This window comes from Nocardia sp. NPDC057663, from assembly GCF_042799895.1.
Lineage (GTDB): Bacteria > Actinomycetota > Actinomycetes > Mycobacteriales > Mycobacteriaceae > Nocardia.
Genome location: NZ_JBHVHX010000001.1, coordinates 914,179 through 930,111, shown reverse-complemented (window position 1 = coordinate 930,111; position 15,933 = coordinate 914,179). Strand labels below are relative to the sequence as shown.

Sequence of the window (15,933 nt, the reverse complement as noted above, 5' to 3'; positions counted from 1 at the left end):
CGCGCCTGCCGCGGAGCGCGAGCCTGCCGCAGCGCCTGGGCCGGTCGCGGAGCGCGAGCCTGCCGCAGCACCCGCGCCTGCCGCGGAGCGCGAGCCTGCCGCACCGTCTGGGCCGGTCGCGGAGTCTGTGCCTGGCGCTGAAGAGCTGGCACCGGTCGCAGAACCTGTGGTCGCTGCTGTGGTGCCCTCGTCCGCGGTGTCACCCGCCGCCGGGGCGGAGGCACCCGCTGCATCGGTGGCGCCGGTCGCGTCAGCGCCTGCCGATGCGGCGGCCGTGGAGTCTGCCGGGCCTTCGTTCGCAGCCGGACGATCCGCGCTCGCCGCGGTGTTGTCGGCCGAGGTGTCGTCAGGCGTGGTGCCTGCGCCTGCCGCAGCAGCGCCGGCGAGCGCCGCGCCCGCTGCTGCGCCGGCGACAGCGGATGCCCTGCCGGACCTCGCATCCGACGTCGACGGGCGATCGACCTGGCTCATGCCGGCAGTCGGAATGTCCGCCTGCGCGGCCTTCGACTGCGCGCTCGAAATCCTCGCGGTGGCGTCATCCGCCGAATCAGCCGGGGCGGTAGACGATTGCCGGCCAGGGATGGACATCGCCGTGGTCGGCGCATCAGGACTCGCGGGATCGACCACGCGATCGTCCTGACGACCGGCGCTCGCCTGCGCGGCCCGATCCCCGTCGGGCAGTCCCTTCGACAGCCCCGCCAACGGCGAGGCGGCCGCGGCATTCGAGTCCTTGTCCTGCACGGGCGCGCCGACACGACCCGCATCAGGCCCTGGCCGACCGACGTTCTCCTGCGATCCCGCGACAGCAGCGCCCACTCCCGGCCCACCTGCCCGCGACCCACCCTCAGGCCGATCGACCGGCCGCACCGGAGGCTGCCCGGCGCCCTGCGAACCGCCGGGGACATTGTCGCGACCCGAAGGCTGTTGTCCACCAGGCGCAGTGCCCTGTCCCGCAATCGCGCCAGGTCCGCCCTGCGGCCGTGATCCGCCGGGCGCGTTGCCGACTCCCGAAGGCCGTTGACCACCAGGCGCAGTGCCGGGTCGCCCACTCGGCTGTGATCCACCGGGCCCACCCTGGGCACGTGGTCCGCCCTGGCCAAGGGGCTGTCGCCCACCAGGCGCGTTGTCTTGACCCGAGGGCTGTCCGCCAGGCGCGTTGCCCGGGCCGCTGGACTGCGGGGGGCCGCTTGGGGATCGGGGGCCGGCCGGTGGGGTGCCGGGTCGGCCTGATGGCTGTGGGCCGAAAGCGCCGCCCGGTCGCGAGGCTTGTTGTCCACCCGCGGCGTTCCCTGATCGGCCGACGGGCTGGGCGCGGCGGGGTGGTGCCGGAGGATGCTGGGGTGCACTGCCGGGGTGGCCCGCCTGCTGTGGCGTGCCGGGACCGCCCTGGGGTCGCGGTCCGCTGGGTGCGCCCATGGGCCCCGCGGGGTTCGAATGCTGTCGTCCACCGGGTGCATCAACCGGTCGACCGGGAGCCTGCGTCGGCCTACTGATCGAACTCTGCCCGCCCGCCGGACGCGGCCCGCCGGCGGAACCCGAGCCGCCAGGTGAACCCTGTCCACCGGCCGAACCTGGGCTGCCGCCGGAACCCGGCCCGCCCGCAGCCTGCTCACCGCGCGCACCCGCCGTCCCCGGCAGCTCCCCGCGCCGGATGACGACCGTCTCCGCGGTCCCCCCGGCCGGGGGGACGGTCGCCCTGCCCGGTTCGGTGACCGCTTCAGGGGTCGACTTGGGCGCGCCGGTCGGCGGCGCGGCTTTGCCGGCGCTCGACGAATCGGCGCCACGCTGGGCGCTGCGCCCGGTCGCGCCGGGGTCGGCAGGCTCGGCTGCCGGGTTGTTCTCGTCGGTCGGGTCGGACACCTAGTACCCCTCGCTCAGGCTCGAACGTTCCACTCCTGGGTCAGCCTAATGCGCGCTGCGCGGGGGAGTTCGCTGATCGCCCCGCGGCGGGCCGGGCGAACTCGTTCGGCAGGCCGGTGCACAATGAACCCATGACCTCCTTCGGTGACCTGCTCGGACCGCAGCCGGTCCTCCTTCCTGAATTGATCGACGCCGAAGACGCCATTGCGGCGGGCACCGACCCGGTCAAGGTCGCCGCCGACCACCCGGCCGCGTCGGTGGCGTGGGCCCAGCTCGCCGAGAACTCGCTGGAGCGCGCGGGCGGCGAGGTCAATCACGACACCGTCGCCGCGTACGCGTTCGCCCGCACCGGCTACCACCGCGGCCTCGACCTGTTGCGCCGCAACGGCTGGAAGGGCTTCGGCCCCGTCCCGTGGAACCACGAGCCGAACCAGGGCTTCCTGCGCAGCGTCGGCGCGCTGGCCAGGGCCGCGAAGACGATCGGCGAGACCGAAGAGTACGCCCGCTGCCTCGATCTGCTCGAAGACTGCGATCCCCGCGCGGCGGCCGAACTAGGCCTGGACTGAGTCGTGGCCGAGTCGTAGGTGAGCGATACCAACTCCGTCGTCGCCGCGGCAACCCCGGTAGTAGCGGCCGCCAAAACCAGCACCGTCGATCGCTTCAAGGCGTCCTCGGTGCGGCTGCGGCTGTCGGCGATCCCGATCATCCAGTGCTCGCTCGGTGCGGCACTGGCCTGGTTCATCGCGCACAACGTCATCGGCCACCCTGAGCCGTTCTTCGCGCCGACGGCGGCGGTCGTCTCCATCGGCATCTCCTTCGGCGCCCGCATTCGCCGGTCGGTGGAGCTGGTGGTCGGCGTCGCCGTCGGCATCGGCATCGGTGACCTGTTCATCGCGCAGGTCGGGACGGGTGTCTGGCAGGTGGGGCTGGTCGTCGCCGCCGCGATGGTGTGCGCGGTGTTCCTCGACGGCGGCTCGATCATCACGATCCAGGCCGCCGGTTCGGCCGTGCTGGTCGCGACTCTGAGCCAGTCCGCCGCCGAGGGGCCGGGGCGCATGATCGACGCCCTTGTCGGTGGCCTGGTCGGGGTGCTGATGGTGGGCCTGATCCCGCTGCACCCCGTGCGCCGAGCCCGCGAACACGCGGCCGACGTGCTGTCGGTGATGAGTAAATCCATGATCACCTGCGCCGACGGCCTGCTCGAGCAGGACTCGGCCAAGGTGCACGACGCGCTGACGGCGGTGCGCGCCACCCAGGGCCAGATCGACGCGCTCCGCTCGGCGCTGGAGGGCGGCCGTGAGGTCAGCCGGATCTCGCCGCTGTACTGGAACTCCCGCAAGCGGCTCGCCCGTATTCGTTCCGCGGCCGATCCGCTCGACAACGCGGTGCGCAATACCCGTGTGTTGCTGCGCCGTTCACTCACCCTGGTCCGCGACGACGAGGTGCTCGACCCGCGCCTGATCGACCTGGTCAACCAGCTCGGCCACACCACCGACGTGGTCCGCAAGATGATGCTGGCCGATCCCGGCGAGCAGCCCGATCAGGCCGAGGCCACCCGCGCGCTGCGCAGTGTCGCCAAGAATGCCCGCCCGGAACTGGTTGCCGGGGCGGGTCTTTCGGCGCATGTGGTGTTCGCCCAGATCCGGTCGATCGTGGTGGATCTGATGGTGGTCTGCGGGATGCAGCGCATCTCGGCGATGGCGCTGCTCCCGCCGACCGTGCCCAATCCGTATGTGACGCCGGAGGAATGAGAGTTCAGTCGCCGACGGGGGAGACCCGTGGGCGACCGGACCGCAGCGAGAACCGCTTGCGGTCGAAGTCCCACGCCCGGTAGATCGGCCACTGCGAGGTGTGCATCACCCAGGCGCCGGTGATCACGGCGCGGTGGAAGGGCACCACGTTGTAGCCCTGATTGGCGATGGTCTGCAGGCCGCGCAGCTGGTACTTCCACCAGACGCTCGGCGGGGTCTTGCGCCGGCGCGCGGAGATCTCGGCCCGCAGCGGGGGCAGTTGGTCGATGCGCAGCTGCGCCTTGGTCAAGCACAAAGCCAGATCCAGGTCCTCGTGCAGATCGCGGCGGGTGGTGGTGGCGTCCTGCACCTGCTGCCAGGCGCTGCGCCGGATCGCCATGTTCGCGCCGTGGACGTTGCCGACGGGCTGTTGCTTGATCAGGCCGAGCCGCTGCTGCCCCTCGATGACGGCCGCGAGGAAGAAGCCGATCGGGGAGTCGTGGTAGGTGCTGATGCCGGTCACCGCCATGGTGTCCGGATGCGCGTCGAGGTGCGCGCGCACGGTGGCGCCCCAGTCGGGCCCGACGAGGGTGTCGGCGTCGATGCGGCCGATGTAGTCGCCGCGGGACTTGTCGAAGCCGGTATTGCGCGCATGCGCGACGCCCGGCTCCGGCTCCTCTAGCAATTCGATCTTGGGGTAGCGGATGGCGAGTTCGGCGATGATCTCGCGGGTGCCGTCGGTGCTGCCGTTGTCGACGACGATGATCTCGTCGACGGCGTCCTGGCCGACCAGGCGTTCCAGGCAGGCGGTGATGCAGGACGCTTCGTCGAGCGCCGGGATGACGACCGACAGGACTACGGGCAATTCAGTGGAGCCCATATGCGTTTCCGTTCCAGAGTCGTGGCTGACCCGCGTCAGGCTATCAACGCCAGAAGCGAGTCATGTAGCTGCCGTAGGCAGCCCACCCCTCTGGTACCCCGGAGAGCTCGAACAAAGCGTAAACACCGTTGAAAAACACCTGACTCAGCGGTGTGAAGAAGATGACAGCGAAGAGAATCAGCATGCCGTACGGTTTGAACTGGTCGAGCGCCCGGCGAGTCTCGTAACTCAGCGACGGCTCGATGATGCCGTATCCGTCCAGGCCGGGCACCGGCAGAATGTTCAGCAGAAACGCCGTGATCTGCAGGAACGCAAGAAAACTGAGCCCGAACCAGAACGCCGCGTGCTCACCGAGCGACCCGGATGCCCGCACGATCACGAGCAGCACCACCGCGCACAGGGCGTTGGCTGCCGGACCGACAGCGCTGACCAATCGCTGCACACTCGACCGGAACCTGGTGATGTCCACATACACTGCGCCGCCGGGCAATCCGATGCCGCCGAGCGCGATGAACAACAGCGGCAGGCCGATCGACAGCACCGGATGGCTGTACTTGAGCGGATTCAGGGTGAGATAGCCCCGCACCTCCACTTCGTGATCGCCCGCCCGCCACGCGACATAGGCGTGCGCGAATTCGTGCAGGCACAGACTGATGATCCAGCCGAACACCACGAGGATGAAGACACCGACCTTGGCCCGCACCGACTGGACGTCGGCATCCCAGGCCAGCGCGCCACCGGCCACGGTGACCAGGACGATGAGCAGAAAGACCGGGCTGGGACGGACCGCGCTGTGGCCGGTCCGCCTGCCCGGCGTGAAGGAATATGTCATCGCACCAGGAGCCAGGGTTGTTCGAATCGGTAGAAGGTCGAGCGCGGCACCTTGCGTTCGGCGGTGATGCCGTCCCGGGTGACGATCGCGCCCGGCGTGCCGAGCTGCGCCGCGCGGCCGGACACCCAGGTGCGCTTGCGGAAGCCCTTGCGGATCCGCGCGCGGACCCCGGGCATCGTCATGGTCGGCGAGATCAGCATCGTCGCCACGGTGCCGCTGAACAGCAGGGTGTCGTCGACGTAGGCCTCGCCTTCGAGGGCGGCGCCGTCGATGCCGGTGATGCTCGCCCGGCCGACCAGCACGGTGCCGGTGTCGTCGCGGATCAGCGGGGTCTCGATCGCACGGCCGTCGACCGCGATCTTGGCGGCGGCATTGCCGGTGGCGGTCTGATAGACCCGCGAGGCGTAAGTCGTCTCGACCGGGACGAAGCCCACTTCGACGTGCAGCCGCTCGGTGCGCATCAGATGGGTGAGCACGGCGGCGAGGCCGGCATCGGAGCCGAGCACGATCAACCGCGGCAGGCTGTCGGCGGCCAGCACCGGCAGCAATTCGTCGATGATCGCGAGGTCGGGCAGCGGACCGGTCTGGGTGGTCGGCAGCGAGGCGAGCGCGATCGGGACCGGTATGTCGCCACATCGGAGAACGTGGGTACTCAAACTGCGGTACACCCTCCTCGGTACGGCCGACGGTGTGTCGCCCACAAGCACACGGCAAACCCCCTGCCGGCAAATAACCGTAACCGATCCGGGCGTCGGCGGGGGCCGGGGGGCGGCACGCTCCGGCAGGGCAGGTCGAGGGGTCCTGATCAGGCGTCGGCTAGACTGTGTCTCCGGCCACCGCCTCAGTGACTGGACGCGCAGCGTCCTACGGCAGGTAGCTGCAGTACACAGTGTGCTGCCGTCGATCTGTAGGAGACTCCGAAATGCCGGCAATCGTCCTCATCGGTGCCCAATGGGGCGACGAGGGTAAGGGCAAAGCTACCGATCTGCTCGGCGAGCGGCTGCAGTGGGTGGTCCGTTACCAGGGCGGCAACAACGCCGGCCATACGGTGGTCCTCCCCAACGGTGACAAGTTCGCGCTGCACCTGATCCCGTCCGGCATCCTCACCCCTGGCGTCAAGAACGTCATCGGTAACGGTGTCGTCGTCGATCCCGGTGTGCTGCTCGACGAGCTCGCCGGTCTGGAAGAGCGCGGGGTCGACACCTCCGGCCTGCTGCTCTCCGCCGACGCGCACCTGATCATGCCGTACCACGTGGCCATCGATAAGGTCGCCGAGCGCTTCCTCGGCAGCCGCAAGATCGGCACCACCGGCCGCGGCATCGGCCCCTGCTACCAGGACAAGGTCGCCCGCGTCGGCGTCCGCGTCGCCGACGTGCTGGACGAGAAGATCCTCACCCAGAAGGTCGAAGCCGCACTGGAGTTCAAGAACCAGGTGCTGGTGAAGATCTACAACCGCCGCGCGCTGGATCCGCAGCAGGTGGTGGACGAGGTGCTCGAGCAGGCCGAGTCGTTCAAGCACCGCATCTCCGACACCCGCCTCGAGCTGAACCTGGCGCTCGAGCGCGGCGACACGATCCTGCTGGAAGGCTCGCAGGGCACCCTGCTCGACGTCGACCACGGCACCTACCCGTTCGTCACCTCGTCGAACCCGACCTCCGGCGGCGCCGCGGTCGGTTCGGGCATCGGCCCGAACAAGATCGACACGGTGCTCGGCATCCTCAAGTGCTACACCACCCGCGTCGGCTCCGGCCCGTTCCCGACCGAGCTGTTCGACAACTTCGGTGAGTTCCTGGCCAAGCAGGGCGGCGAGGTGGGTGTCACCACCGGCCGCGCCCGTCGCTGCGGCTGGTTCGACGCGGTGATCAGCCGCTACGCCACCCGCGTCAACGGCATCACCGACTACTTCCTGACCAAGCTCGACGTGCTGTCCGGTCTGGACACCGTGCCGATCTGCGTCGCCTACGAGATCGACGGCGAGCGGGTCGAGCAGATGCCGACCACCCAGACCGAGTTCCACCACGCCAAGCCCATCTACGAGGAGCTGCCCGGCTGGTGGGAGGACATCTCGCACGCCCGCACCTTCGAGGAGCTGCCCGCCAACGCGCAGGCGTACGTGCTGCGGCTCGAGGAGCTGTCGGGCGCGCGGATCTCGTGCATCGGTGTCGGCCCCGGCCGCGACCAGACCATCGTCCGGCACGACGTCCTGGGCTGAGTTTTCCTCGTGAACTGCCCCTTCCCGGTCTCGGGGAGGGGCAGTTTTCGCTGTTGGGTCGCAGACCGGGGTACGGTCGAGGCGGGTTGCGGACGGAGGTTGCTGATGTCGGTGCGTACAGGTCTCGCTGTCGCGGCGCTGCTCACGCTCGCCGTCCTGCCCGGCTGTAGCTCGCCGGGCGAACCGACACCGCCGCCCAGCGCCTCACCGGTGAGTTCGGTGCCGCCGCCGGCGCAAACCCTGCTCCCCTCCCAACAGCGCAACGAGCGCATCCGCGGGATGCTCTACACGGCAGGCTGCACGAGTAATGCCTGCGTGCAGGCCTACTTCGCCTGCATGGACGGCTATCTCACCGGCGATCCCTGCCAGTTCTACCTGGACCACCCACCACCACCCTGACGCTGTGGCGCTCAGGGCTGTCGCGTGCGGATCATCGTGTGCGGGTGAGGAATTCGCCGATCGCGGGAGCAAGGATCGAGACCTTCGGGTTGTGGCTGACGCCGGGAAGCTCGGCGAACGTCGCGTTGGGCAGGACCGCGGCGGCGGCCTTGGCGCCCTTGGTGAGCATCGGGGCGGTGCGGTCGCCCGCGAGGACGAGCACCGGAACGGTGACACCGCTCCACTCCGCGGCGTCGAGCTTCTTGCCGCGCATGTACGGCTTCATCACGGCCCAGTCGTGGGCGGTCGAATTGGACGTCGCGGCAAGGTTTTTCCAGAACGGGGTCACGCGCATCGCGGTGACCATCAACCAGGGCATGCCCATCGCCTTGGTCATGTAGTAGCGGACCGTCTTGTTGCGGTCGCCCGCGGCGATCATCGGATGCAGCTTGGCTTCCAGATCCTTCGGCGGCACATGATCTTTCGGGTCGACCACGAACGGCGGCTCGAAGGCGACCACCTCGGTCACGCCGGGCACCGCGGCCGCGGCCAGCAGCGCGAGCGCGGCACCGGACGACCAGCCGAACAGCGCCACCTTCCCGCCCGCGGCCTCGACCAGCGCGGCGATATCGGCGATCTCGTTGTTCACGTCGTACACGCCGGGGGAGTCGGTGCTGTCACCGCGCCCGCGCCGGTCGTAGTTCAGCACCGTCAGGTCGAAGTCGGCGGCCAGCGTCTGGGCGAGCTCGACCATGGTCGCGAACTCGCGGTAGCTGAACGCGCCGCCGATCAGGATGACCGTCCCCGCCGTGCCTTCCCCGACCCGGTCGTAGGCAATCGTGGTGCCGTCGGCCGACGTCACAGTCTGCATTGTGGTTCCTCTCGATACGGGCCGTGTGACCACCGGACTCGACGTTACGCGATCGGGTCCGGTGCAGGTCGGCACGGGTTTCCCGCCGGCGAATCCGATCTTCCCGGCTTGCTTGTGGAGACGACGTCCACCCGGCGAATTCATCGGTCGAGGATCAGAACAACGTCGGCTCGCCGAAACCGGGGGTCCGCTCGATCTCCAGCAGCCGCGCCTTGGTGCCGATGCCGCCGGGCGCGGAGAAACCGTGCAGCGCGTGGTCGGCGGCGAGGACCCGGTGACAGGGGATGATCAGCGGAACAGGGTTGCGCCCCAGCGCCTGTCCGACGGCTTGGGCCGAGCCCGGCGCGCCGAGGCGGGTGGCGATGTCGCCGTAGCTGAGCGTGTGGCCGGGGTCGATCGCACGGGTCACCGCGTAGACGGCCCGGTGGAAGTCGGGCACACCGCGCAGGTCGACGTCGATCCAGCGCAACGGGTCGACCGTGCCCGCCAGATGGGCGCGAATCCCCGCGATCGCCGCGGTGATCGCGGGCCCCGGTTCGTCCTCGGCCACCGGCACGCCGCCGAGTGGCCTGGTGATCCGGGCGAGCGTCTCCTCCTCGCTCGCCTCGGGTAACTGGAACCGCACGACGGTCTCGCCGTGCCAGGCGATCGCGCACAGGCCGATCGCCGTGTCGAACAGTGCCGCGGCAACCGGTTCGGTCCTGGTTCCGGAACTCATGATCACAGTGTGCGCCGACCCGGTGACAGATTCCGGCCCGCCCCGCGCTCACGCGGCGAGCGGCCCGCGCTCTCCAGGCTTGAGAGGGCCAGTTTTCGGCAACTGGACTGGATTGTCGACGGTGGCGTTTCCCGATACTGCCTCCGGCTCGTCCTCGTGCACCCGCATGGCATCCAGATCGCGGAATAGCCGCTGGTCATCGTAGGTGCCGAAAGCCCGGTCGTGCGGCAGATACTGGAACGGCCAGAACGGCAATTCCCCCCGTTTCGGCGAGAAGTGATAGACCGCGTATCCGAAGGCGGTGGCGACGGCGAGGGCGAGGAAAGTGGTCATGTCGTAAGAATCCTCCGACTGGCCTTGCCTAGAAATATCCACTTACGGAATACTGGACTTCATGGCGACAAGAGTGATCGGCGCATCGGGCCTGGCCCGCGACCTCGGCCGGTGGCGTGACCCCGAAACCGGCGGCGATTCCCCCGAGCGCCGCCCGCACCGCCCCGCCTATCTGGCCCTGGCCGAGGCGATCCGGCTGCTGATCCACGACGGGCGCGCCCCACTCGGCGTCGCCCTGCCCAGCGAGCGCGATCTGGCCACCACCCTCGGCGTCAGCCGCACCACCATCACCTCGACGTACGCGCTGCTGCGCGAGCACGGCTACCTGATCAGCCGCCAGGGCTCCCGCAGCACGGTGGCGCTGCCGCCCGCCATCCAGCACGACGGCTCCAAGCCGACCCGCGGGATCATGGCGCTGATGGCACAGCCGGAGTTGCCGACCATCGACATGACCTACGCCGCGATGTCGGCTCCGCCGGAGCTGCACGACGCGTATTCGACCGCGCTGCAAGGCATTCCGGCCTATCTCGGCACGCACGGCATGGACCCGGTCGGCGTGGTCGCCCTGCGCGAGGCGCTGGCCCGCCGCTACACCGCCCGCGGCCTGCCCACCGAGCCCGAGCAGATCCTGGTGACGCTCGGTGCCCAGCACGGACTCCGGCTGCTGCTCAACGTGCTCACCTCGCCCGCCGCGCGCGTGCTGATCGAGCACCCCACCTACCCGAACGCGATCGAGGCCATCCGCGATGTCGGCGCCCGCCCCATCCCGGTGCCGCTGCGTCCCGAATTCCCGCACGCCGGTTGGGACCTCGACGGTCTGCGCAGCACCGCCAGGCAGACCGCGGCGACGCTGGCCTACCTGGTCCCCGACTTCAACAACCCGACCGGCCTGCTGCTCGACGCCGACGGCCGCGCCGAACTGGCCGCCATCGCCCGCGACACCAGGATGACCGTCGTCGTCGACGAGTCGATGAGCGATCTGAACCTGTCCGGTGCGACCATGCCGCCACCGGTCGCCGCGTTCGCCAAGGGCTCGGAGATCATCACCATCGGTTCGGCGTCGAAGTCGTTCTGGGGTGGTCTGCGGGTCGGCTGGATCCGCACCAATCAGGCGCTGATCACCAAGCTGCTCGGCATCCGCGCCACCGTCGACCTCGGCACCCCGGTGATGGACCAGCTGGCCACCGTCCACCTGCTCGAGAACGCCGAACCCATCCTCGAGCACCGCCGCGACCAGCTGCGCGCCCAGCGCGCCGCCCTGCTCGACGCCGTCGCCGAAGATCTCCCCGGCTGGTACATCGCGCCCGGTGCCGGCGGCATGTCGGTCTGGGCTCAGCTGCCGAGCCCCGTCTCCACCGCGCTGGCCGCCACCGCCCCCAACCACGGCGTATTGCTCGCCGCCGGACCACGCTTCGGCGTCCAGGGCGCGTTCGAACGCTTCCTGCGCCTACCTTTCACCCACCCCGAACCGGACCTGCGCCTGGCCGTGAAATCGATCGCCGCCGCCTACGAAGCCCTCACCCCACGCGCCGCCGATCCGCTGCAACCGCTCACCTGCTACTGAGTCAGCCGGATCCGCACGAGTGGGATCCGGCCGACGCGGATGCGGGTCGCACGGTCTCGTAGCCGACGCCGAGCATGAACAGCGTCGACGCCAGGACGGCGACCGTGGTGAGCGGCACCGCGATGGCGCTGCGCCTGGACGGATAGCGGAACAGCAGCACCAGCAGGAACACCAGCGCGACGGTGCTGGCCAGCGCGAGCCCGGCCGCGAGGCCGTAGAGCGCGCTGGCCGCCATGGGCGCCGGGGCGTCACTGCGGCAATGGGATTCGACGAGCTGGCCTTTGCGATTGTCCAGCATTCCTTCGGCCAAGGCGAAGAACAGCAACGCGGTGCCGAAGGTGGTGACCGCGATGAGCGCGGCGAGCACCTTCGGTGGCCGGTGGCCGGTGCGGATCCGTAGCCTGTCGTCGTCGATAGTCGATAAGACTACCGGCGACAGGCCCGCAAATCAGTCAACCCAGACCGATTCGATCGGTGTCGTCTCCGACGGCGGCGGCGTCGGCACGCCACCGGGAGTGCGGGAGAACCGCGGCGCCGGCGCGTGCTGGACGACGCCCTCGATATCGATCAGGCCGGTACGGGCCACGATGTGCGGATTCTGCTCGGCCTCGGTGAAGGTCAGCACCGGAGTGGTGCAGGCGTCGGTGCCGTCGAAGATCGCGGCCCACTCGTCGCGGGTCTTGGTCTTGAACTTGTCCGCGAACAGCTTGCGCAGCTGCTCCTGCCCGTTCGGATCGATCTGCATGGGCAGACCCTCCGGGTCGATCTCCAGCCCGGCCAGCAGCTCGGCGTAGAACTGCGGCTCGATCGCGCCGACGGCCATGTACTTGCCGTCGGAGGTCTCGTAGGTGTCGTAGAACGCCATGCCGGTGTCGAGCAGGTTGGTGCCGCGCTCGTCGGACCACAGGCCGACTCCGCGCATGCCCCAGATCATGTGCGACAGGGCGAGCGCGCCATCGACCATCGCGGCGTCGATCACCTGGCCCTTACCGGAACTCTGCCGCTCGACCAGCGCGGCGAGCACGCCGAACACCAGGAACATCGAGCCGCCACCGAAGTCGCCGACCATGTTCAGCGGCGGCACCGGCCGCTCACCCTTGCGGCCGATGGCGTTGAGCACGCCGGTCAGCGAGATGTAGTTGATGTCGTGGCCCGCGCGATCGGCGAGCGGGCCGTGCTGACCCCAGCCGGTCATCCGGCCGTAGACCAGGCGCGGGTTGCGGGCCAGCGCGTCGTCGGGGCCGAGGCCCATGCGCTCGGTGACGCCGGGACGGAAGCCCTCGAGCAGCACATCGGCCTTCTCGACCAGGTCGAGGATCTTGGCGACGTCGGCTGGGTCCTTCAGGTTCGCCTCGACGATGGTCCGGCCACGCCACTGCGGGCGCTCCATGAAGCCGGGCATCATGCCGGGACGCTGCACGCGGACCACGTCGGCGCCGAGGTCGGCCAGCAGTAGCGCGGCATGGGGGCCTGGCCCGATGCCGGCCAGCTCGATGACCTTGATCCCCGCGAGGGGTCCCTGCTTGGCGGTGGTGGACTCGCTCACACCTGACCTCTGTTCATCGTCGAACGGTATTGACACTCTGACAATAGCGTCGGGATGGCGAGCCGGGTAGGGCATGAGTGAGAATTCCGGGTGGCGCGACTCGGCGCCACAATGGGAGGAACCCGGTAGTGAGCGTGTGGGGTGAGGTCATCGTAGGCCTCGTCATTCTGGTCGGCCTAATCGGTGTGATCGTTCCGATCCTGCCTGGCGTCATCCTGATCTTCGCGGCAATCGCGGTGTGGGCCTTCATGACCGGCGGTGCCGAGGCCTGGGCGGTCCTCGCGATCGCCACGGTCGCGCTGGCCATCTCCGGTGTCGTGAAATACACCTGGCCCGGCAGGCGGATGCGCGAGGCGGGGGTGTCGAACCGGTCGCTGCTGGTCGGCGCGATCCTGGGCGTCGTCGGCTTCTTCGTCATCCCGATCGTCGGCCTGTTCATCGGCTTCGTGCTCGGCGTGTACCTGGCCGAGCTGTACCGCGTGAAGACCAACCAGCTGGCCTGGCCCGCGACGCTGCACGCGCTCAAGGGCGTCGGCCTGTCGATGCTGGTCGAGCTGCTCGGCGCGCTGGTCGCCGCCGGGGTGTGGCTCACCGGCTCGATCCTGGCCTGACTACTCGATGACCGGCAGCGGGCGGGTGTGCTCGCCCGCGCCGGGCAGTTGGTTGCGGGGGATCGGCACGGTCGGATTGTCGGTGCGCCGGATCGGCATCGTCGGCAGTGGGTCGGTCGCCGACCGCTTCACGGCGGGCAGCCGGTAGGCCTCGCGCGCGTTGTCCTCGAGCACCGCGCGCATATCGGCGCCGACGACCTGGCAGATCAGGTCCACATCGGTGTCCTCGAACGGCCTGCCCGCGCGGGTGCCGGGCAGGTCGGTGCCGAACATGAGCGCGCCGGGATTGACCGCGTGGATGCGGCGCATCGTCTCCGCGACGTCCATGTCGACCCGGCCGAAACCGGTCGCCTTCACCCTGGCGCCGCGATCCACCAGATCGAGCAGATAGGGCACGCCCTCGTCGGACATGCCGAGGTGGTCGATCGAGAGCGCGGGCAGCTTGGAGATGACCGGCTGCAGCGAGGCCAGCATCTGCCCGTCGATGTAGAGCTCGACGTGCCAGCCGGCCAGCTCGTGCGCGCGCAGCGCCTGCAGGGTCATCTCGGTGATGTCGGCGGCGGCGCGCTTGAGATTGAACCGCAGGGCACGCACGCCCGCGCGGTCCAGTTCGAGGATCTCGTCGTCGGTGGCGTCCAGATCCAGCCGGGTGACCCCGACCCACCCGTCGCCGAGTTCGGCCAGCGCGGTTTTCAGATACGACTGATCGGAGCCTTGGAATGACGCGCTGACCACGGCGCCACCACGAACATCGAAGTGCTCCATGCGCTTTCGATAGTCGGCGATGGTGAACGGGTCAGGCAGGTAGCCTTCGTTCTCGATCAGCGGGAACCGCGGATCGATGATGTGGACGTGGGCATCGAACACTTGTACAGAATGCCTCGAGTTCGGCGGAATGGAACAGTCCGGCCGTTGTGACGGTGGCCGTGGAACAGAAAAGCCGGCGGGTTCCAGAACGTGGCGTCCTGTCACCCACCGGCTTCTCGGGGTCCGATCCTAGACCTTGTTCGGCTCGGAGGCGCGCAGCATGTCCTCGCGCTCCACGACCTTCACGCGCTCACGGCCTTCGGGCTCGCCGAGAGCGCGCTCGTGCGCGTCGAGGCGGTACCAGCCTGCCCACGTGGTGAACGGGATGCCCTTGCCCTCGAGGAACGTGGTGACCGCGTCCAGCTCGGGCTGCGGCGCCGGGGCGAAGTCCTTGGCGTCGTCGAGCAGGCAGGCGATGGTCTCGTTGGCGTCGCCCTTGGTGTGGCCGATGAGGCCGACGGGGCCGCGCTTGATCCAGCCGGTCACGTAGGTGGCGGGCATGAAACGGGCGTCGCCCTCAGCGGTCTCGTCGGAGATCACGCGACCGGCCTCGTTCGGCACGGTGCCGGCCTGGTCGTCGAACGGCAGCTGGGTGATGTTCTGCGACAGGTAGCCGACGGCGCGGTAGATCGCCTGCACGTCCCACTGCTTGAACTCGCCGGTGCCCTTGACGTTGCCGGTGCCGTCGAGCTGGGTGCGCTCGGTCTTGAGACCGACGACCTTGCCGTCCTCGCCGATGACCTCGGCGGGGGACTCGAAGAAGTGCAGGAACAGCTTGTGCGGGCGGTTGCCCTGGTCGCGGATCGCCCACTGCTCGAGGGTGTTGGCGACCATGTCGACCTGCTTGGAGTTGCGGCGCGCGGCCTCGGAACCCTCGTCGTAGTCGATGTCCTCGGGATCGACGATGACCTCGATCGTCGGGGAATGATCGAGTTCACGCAGCTCGAGCGGGGTGAACTTGGCCTGGGCGGGGCCACGGCGTCCGAAGACGTGGACCTCGACGGCCTTGTTCTCCTTGAGCCCCTTGTAGACGTTCGGCGGGATCTCGGTCGGCAGCAGCTCGTCACCGGTCTTGGCCAGCACGCGCGCGACGTCGAGGGCGACGTTGCCGACACCGAGGACGGCGACCTTCTCCGCGTCCAGCGGCCACGAGCGCGGCACGTCGGGGTGCCCGTCGTACCAGGACACGAAGTCCGCGGCACCGTAGGAGCCGTCGAGGTCGATGCCGGGGATCGGCAGGGCGCGGTCGGCGTTGGCGCCGGTGGAGAAGATCACCGCGTCGTAGAACTGACGCAGGTCGTCCAGGGTGATGTCGGTGCCGTAGTCGATGTTGCCGAGCAGCCGCACCTGGTCCTTGTCGAGGACCTTGTGCAGGGCGGTGATGATGCCCTTGATGCGCGGGTGATCGGGCGCGACGCCGTAGCGGATCAGACCGAAGGGCGCAGGCATGCGCTCGTAGAGGTCGATGCTCACGTCGGCATCGGACTTCATCAAGGCGTCGGCGGCGTAGATACCGGCCGGTCCTGCGCCCACGATCGCAATGCGGAGCGGGCGGGTCGCTGCACTCTGTTCGGTCATTTTCTACGCGCAC

18 protein-coding genes are annotated in these 15,933 nt (G+C 69.3%); 7 read left to right on the top strand and 11 right to left on the bottom strand.

Annotated features, from left to right (window positions below; translation table 11 throughout):
- Nucleotides 1–816, bottom strand: an 816-nt coding sequence (locus ACFVAV_RS04405; RefSeq protein WP_379029713.1) for a hypothetical protein, incomplete at its 3' end; no start/stop codon positions are given.
- A gap of 835 nt (nt 817–1,651) precedes the next feature.
- On the opposite strand from ACFVAV_RS04405, the gene ACFVAV_RS04400 reads away from it, so the two are divergent.
- From ACFVAV_RS04400 to ACFVAV_RS04390, 3 genes are all read left to right on the top strand, one after another.
- Entirely contained in the window at nt 1,652–1,864 is a 213-nt protein-coding gene (locus tag ACFVAV_RS04400) for a hypothetical protein (protein ID WP_379029710.1), read from the top strand.
- Between the two features lie 127 nt (nt 1,865–1,991).
- Nucleotides 1,992–2,426: a DUF3151 domain-containing protein gene (locus ACFVAV_RS04395; protein WP_379029707.1), complete on the top strand. Its 435-nt coding sequence runs from the start codon at nt 1,992–1,994 to the stop codon at nt 2,424–2,426.
- Nucleotides 2,427–2,444: 18 nt separating this feature from the next.
- Complete coding sequence (locus ACFVAV_RS04390) at nt 2,445–3,611, top strand: aromatic acid exporter family protein (RefSeq protein ID WP_379029704.1); 1,167 nt, start codon at nt 2,445–2,447, stop codon at nt 3,609–3,611.
- A 4-nt stretch (nt 3,612–3,615) separates the two neighbouring features.
- Here the strand turns inward: ACFVAV_RS04390 and ACFVAV_RS04385 are convergent, their stop codons facing one another.
- Genes ACFVAV_RS04385 through ACFVAV_RS04375 form a run of 3 tightly spaced genes read right to left on the bottom strand, consistent with a single transcriptional unit; the run spans nt 3,616 to nt 5,958 of the window.
- On the bottom strand, nt 3,616–4,470 hold the full coding sequence (locus ACFVAV_RS04385; protein ID WP_379029701.1) for a glycosyltransferase family 2 protein: 855 nt from the start codon (nt 4,468–4,470) through the stop codon (nt 3,616–3,618).
- A gap of 43 nt (nt 4,471–4,513) precedes the next feature.
- A complete protein-coding gene (locus tag ACFVAV_RS04380) occupies nt 4,514–5,302 on the bottom strand; it encodes a site-2 protease family protein (RefSeq protein WP_379029698.1) in 789 nt (262 codons plus the stop codon).
- The gene (locus ACFVAV_RS04375) at nt 5,299–5,958 is read right to left on the bottom strand and encodes a hypothetical protein (RefSeq protein ID WP_379029695.1); all 660 of its coding nucleotides are present in this window, start codon (nt 5,956–5,958) and stop codon (nt 5,299–5,301) included. The genes ACFVAV_RS04380 and ACFVAV_RS04375 overlap by 4 nt, the downstream gene beginning before the upstream one ends.
- A 266-nt stretch (nt 5,959–6,224) precedes the next feature.
- Here ACFVAV_RS04375 and ACFVAV_RS04370 point away from each other — a divergent pair, with 266 nt between their 5' ends.
- Together ACFVAV_RS04370 and ACFVAV_RS04365 are read left to right on the top strand one after the other, a co-directional pair.
- Nucleotides 6,225–7,514, top strand: coding sequence for an adenylosuccinate synthase (locus ACFVAV_RS04370; RefSeq protein WP_379029692.1), 1,290 nt, complete (start codon nt 6,225–6,227; stop codon nt 7,512–7,514).
- Between the two features lie 105 nt (nt 7,515–7,619).
- Nucleotides 7,620–7,913 (top strand): hypothetical protein, encoded by a 294-nt coding sequence (locus tag ACFVAV_RS04365; protein WP_379029689.1) that lies wholly within the window; start codon nt 7,620–7,622, stop codon nt 7,911–7,913.
- Between the two features lie 31 nt (nt 7,914–7,944).
- On the opposite strand, the gene ACFVAV_RS04360 is transcribed toward ACFVAV_RS04365, so the two are convergent.
- From ACFVAV_RS04360 to ACFVAV_RS04350, 3 genes are all read right to left on the bottom strand, one after another.
- Entirely contained in the window at nt 7,945–8,763 is an 819-nt protein-coding gene (locus tag ACFVAV_RS04360) for an alpha/beta fold hydrolase (protein WP_379029685.1), read from the bottom strand.
- A 154-nt stretch (nt 8,764–8,917) separates the two neighbouring features.
- The gene (locus ACFVAV_RS04355; RefSeq protein ID WP_379029682.1) at nt 8,918–9,481 is read right to left on the bottom strand and encodes a methylated-DNA--[protein]-cysteine S-methyltransferase; all 564 of its coding nucleotides are present in this window, start codon (nt 9,479–9,481) and stop codon (nt 8,918–8,920) included.
- Nucleotides 9,482–9,529: 48 nt separating this feature from the next.
- Nucleotides 9,530–9,814 (bottom strand): hypothetical protein, encoded by a 285-nt coding sequence (locus ACFVAV_RS04350; protein WP_379029679.1) that lies wholly within the window; start codon nt 9,812–9,814, stop codon nt 9,530–9,532.
- A gap of 61 nt (nt 9,815–9,875) precedes the next feature.
- Between ACFVAV_RS04350 and ACFVAV_RS04345 the strand changes: the two genes are divergently transcribed.
- Nucleotides 9,876–11,378 (top strand): PLP-dependent aminotransferase family protein, encoded by a 1,503-nt coding sequence (locus tag ACFVAV_RS04345; RefSeq protein ID WP_379029676.1) that lies wholly within the window; start codon nt 9,876–9,878, stop codon nt 11,376–11,378.
- Between the two features lies 1 nt (nt 11,379).
- Here ACFVAV_RS04345 and ACFVAV_RS04340 read toward each other — a convergent pair whose 3' ends face one another.
- Both ACFVAV_RS04340 and ACFVAV_RS04335 read right to left on the bottom strand, forming a co-directional pair.
- Nucleotides 11,380–11,745, bottom strand: a complete 366-nt coding sequence (locus ACFVAV_RS04340) for a hypothetical protein (protein WP_379029673.1) — start codon at nt 11,743–11,745, stop codon at nt 11,380–11,382.
- 81 nt (nt 11,746–11,826) lie between these two features.
- Complete coding sequence (locus tag ACFVAV_RS04335) at nt 11,827–12,924, bottom strand: CaiB/BaiF CoA transferase family protein (protein WP_379029670.1); 1,098 nt, start codon at nt 12,922–12,924, stop codon at nt 11,827–11,829.
- A gap of 128 nt (nt 12,925–13,052) precedes the next feature.
- On the opposite strand from ACFVAV_RS04335, the gene ACFVAV_RS04330 reads away from it, so the two are divergent.
- Nucleotides 13,053–13,535 carry a DUF456 domain-containing protein gene (locus ACFVAV_RS04330; RefSeq protein WP_379029667.1) on the top strand — a complete coding sequence of 161 codons (483 nt, stop codon included), beginning with the start codon at nt 13,053–13,055 and terminating at the stop codon, nt 13,533–13,535.
- Here the strand turns inward: ACFVAV_RS04330 and ACFVAV_RS04325 are convergent, their stop codons facing one another.
- Nucleotides 13,536–14,402 carry an amidohydrolase family protein gene (locus tag ACFVAV_RS04325; RefSeq protein ID WP_379029664.1) on the bottom strand — a complete coding sequence of 289 codons (867 nt, stop codon included), beginning with the start codon at nt 14,400–14,402 and terminating at the stop codon, nt 13,536–13,538. It abuts the gene before it with no gap.
- A 129-nt stretch (nt 14,403–14,531) separates the two neighbouring features.
- A complete protein-coding gene (locus ACFVAV_RS04320; protein WP_379029661.1) occupies nt 14,532–15,920 on the bottom strand; it encodes an FAD-dependent oxidoreductase in 1,389 nt (462 codons plus the stop codon).
- Nucleotides 15,921–15,933 lie beyond the last annotated feature (13 nt).

Bases quoted from the DNA above. Each gene is read 5' to 3' on its own strand.
- ACFVAV_RS04400 (WP_379029710.1), top strand. From the start codon at position 1,652: ATGACGACCGTCTCCGCGGTCCCCCCGGCCGGGGGGACGGTCGCCCTG.
- ACFVAV_RS04395 (WP_379029707.1), top strand. From the start codon at position 1,992: ATGACCTCCTTCGGTGACCTGCTCGGACCGCAGCCGGTCCTCCTTCCT.
- ACFVAV_RS04385 (WP_379029701.1), bottom strand. From the start codon at position 4,470: ATGGGCTCCACTGAATTGCCCGTAGTCCTGTCGGTCGTCATCCCGGCG.
- ACFVAV_RS04380 (WP_379029698.1), bottom strand. From the start codon at position 5,302: ATGACATATTCCTTCACGCCGGGCAGGCGGACCGGCCACAGCGCGGTC.
- ACFVAV_RS04370 (WP_379029692.1), top strand. From the start codon at position 6,225: ATGCCGGCAATCGTCCTCATCGGTGCCCAATGGGGCGACGAGGGTAAG.
- ACFVAV_RS04365 (WP_379029689.1), top strand. From the start codon at position 7,620: ATGTCGGTGCGTACAGGTCTCGCTGTCGCGGCGCTGCTCACGCTCGCC.
- ACFVAV_RS04360 (WP_379029685.1), bottom strand. From the start codon at position 8,763: ATGCAGACTGTGACGTCGGCCGACGGCACCACGATTGCCTACGACCGG.
- ACFVAV_RS04355 (WP_379029682.1), bottom strand. From the start codon at position 9,481: ATGAGTTCCGGAACCAGGACCGAACCGGTTGCCGCGGCACTGTTCGAC.
- ACFVAV_RS04350 (WP_379029679.1), bottom strand. From the start codon at position 9,814: ATGACCACTTTCCTCGCCCTCGCCGTCGCCACCGCCTTCGGATACGCG.
- ACFVAV_RS04345 (WP_379029676.1), top strand. From the start codon at position 9,876: ATGGCGACAAGAGTGATCGGCGCATCGGGCCTGGCCCGCGACCTCGGC.
- ACFVAV_RS04320 (WP_379029661.1), bottom strand. From the start codon at position 15,920: ATGACCGAACAGAGTGCAGCGACCCGCCCGCTCCGCATTGCGATCGTG.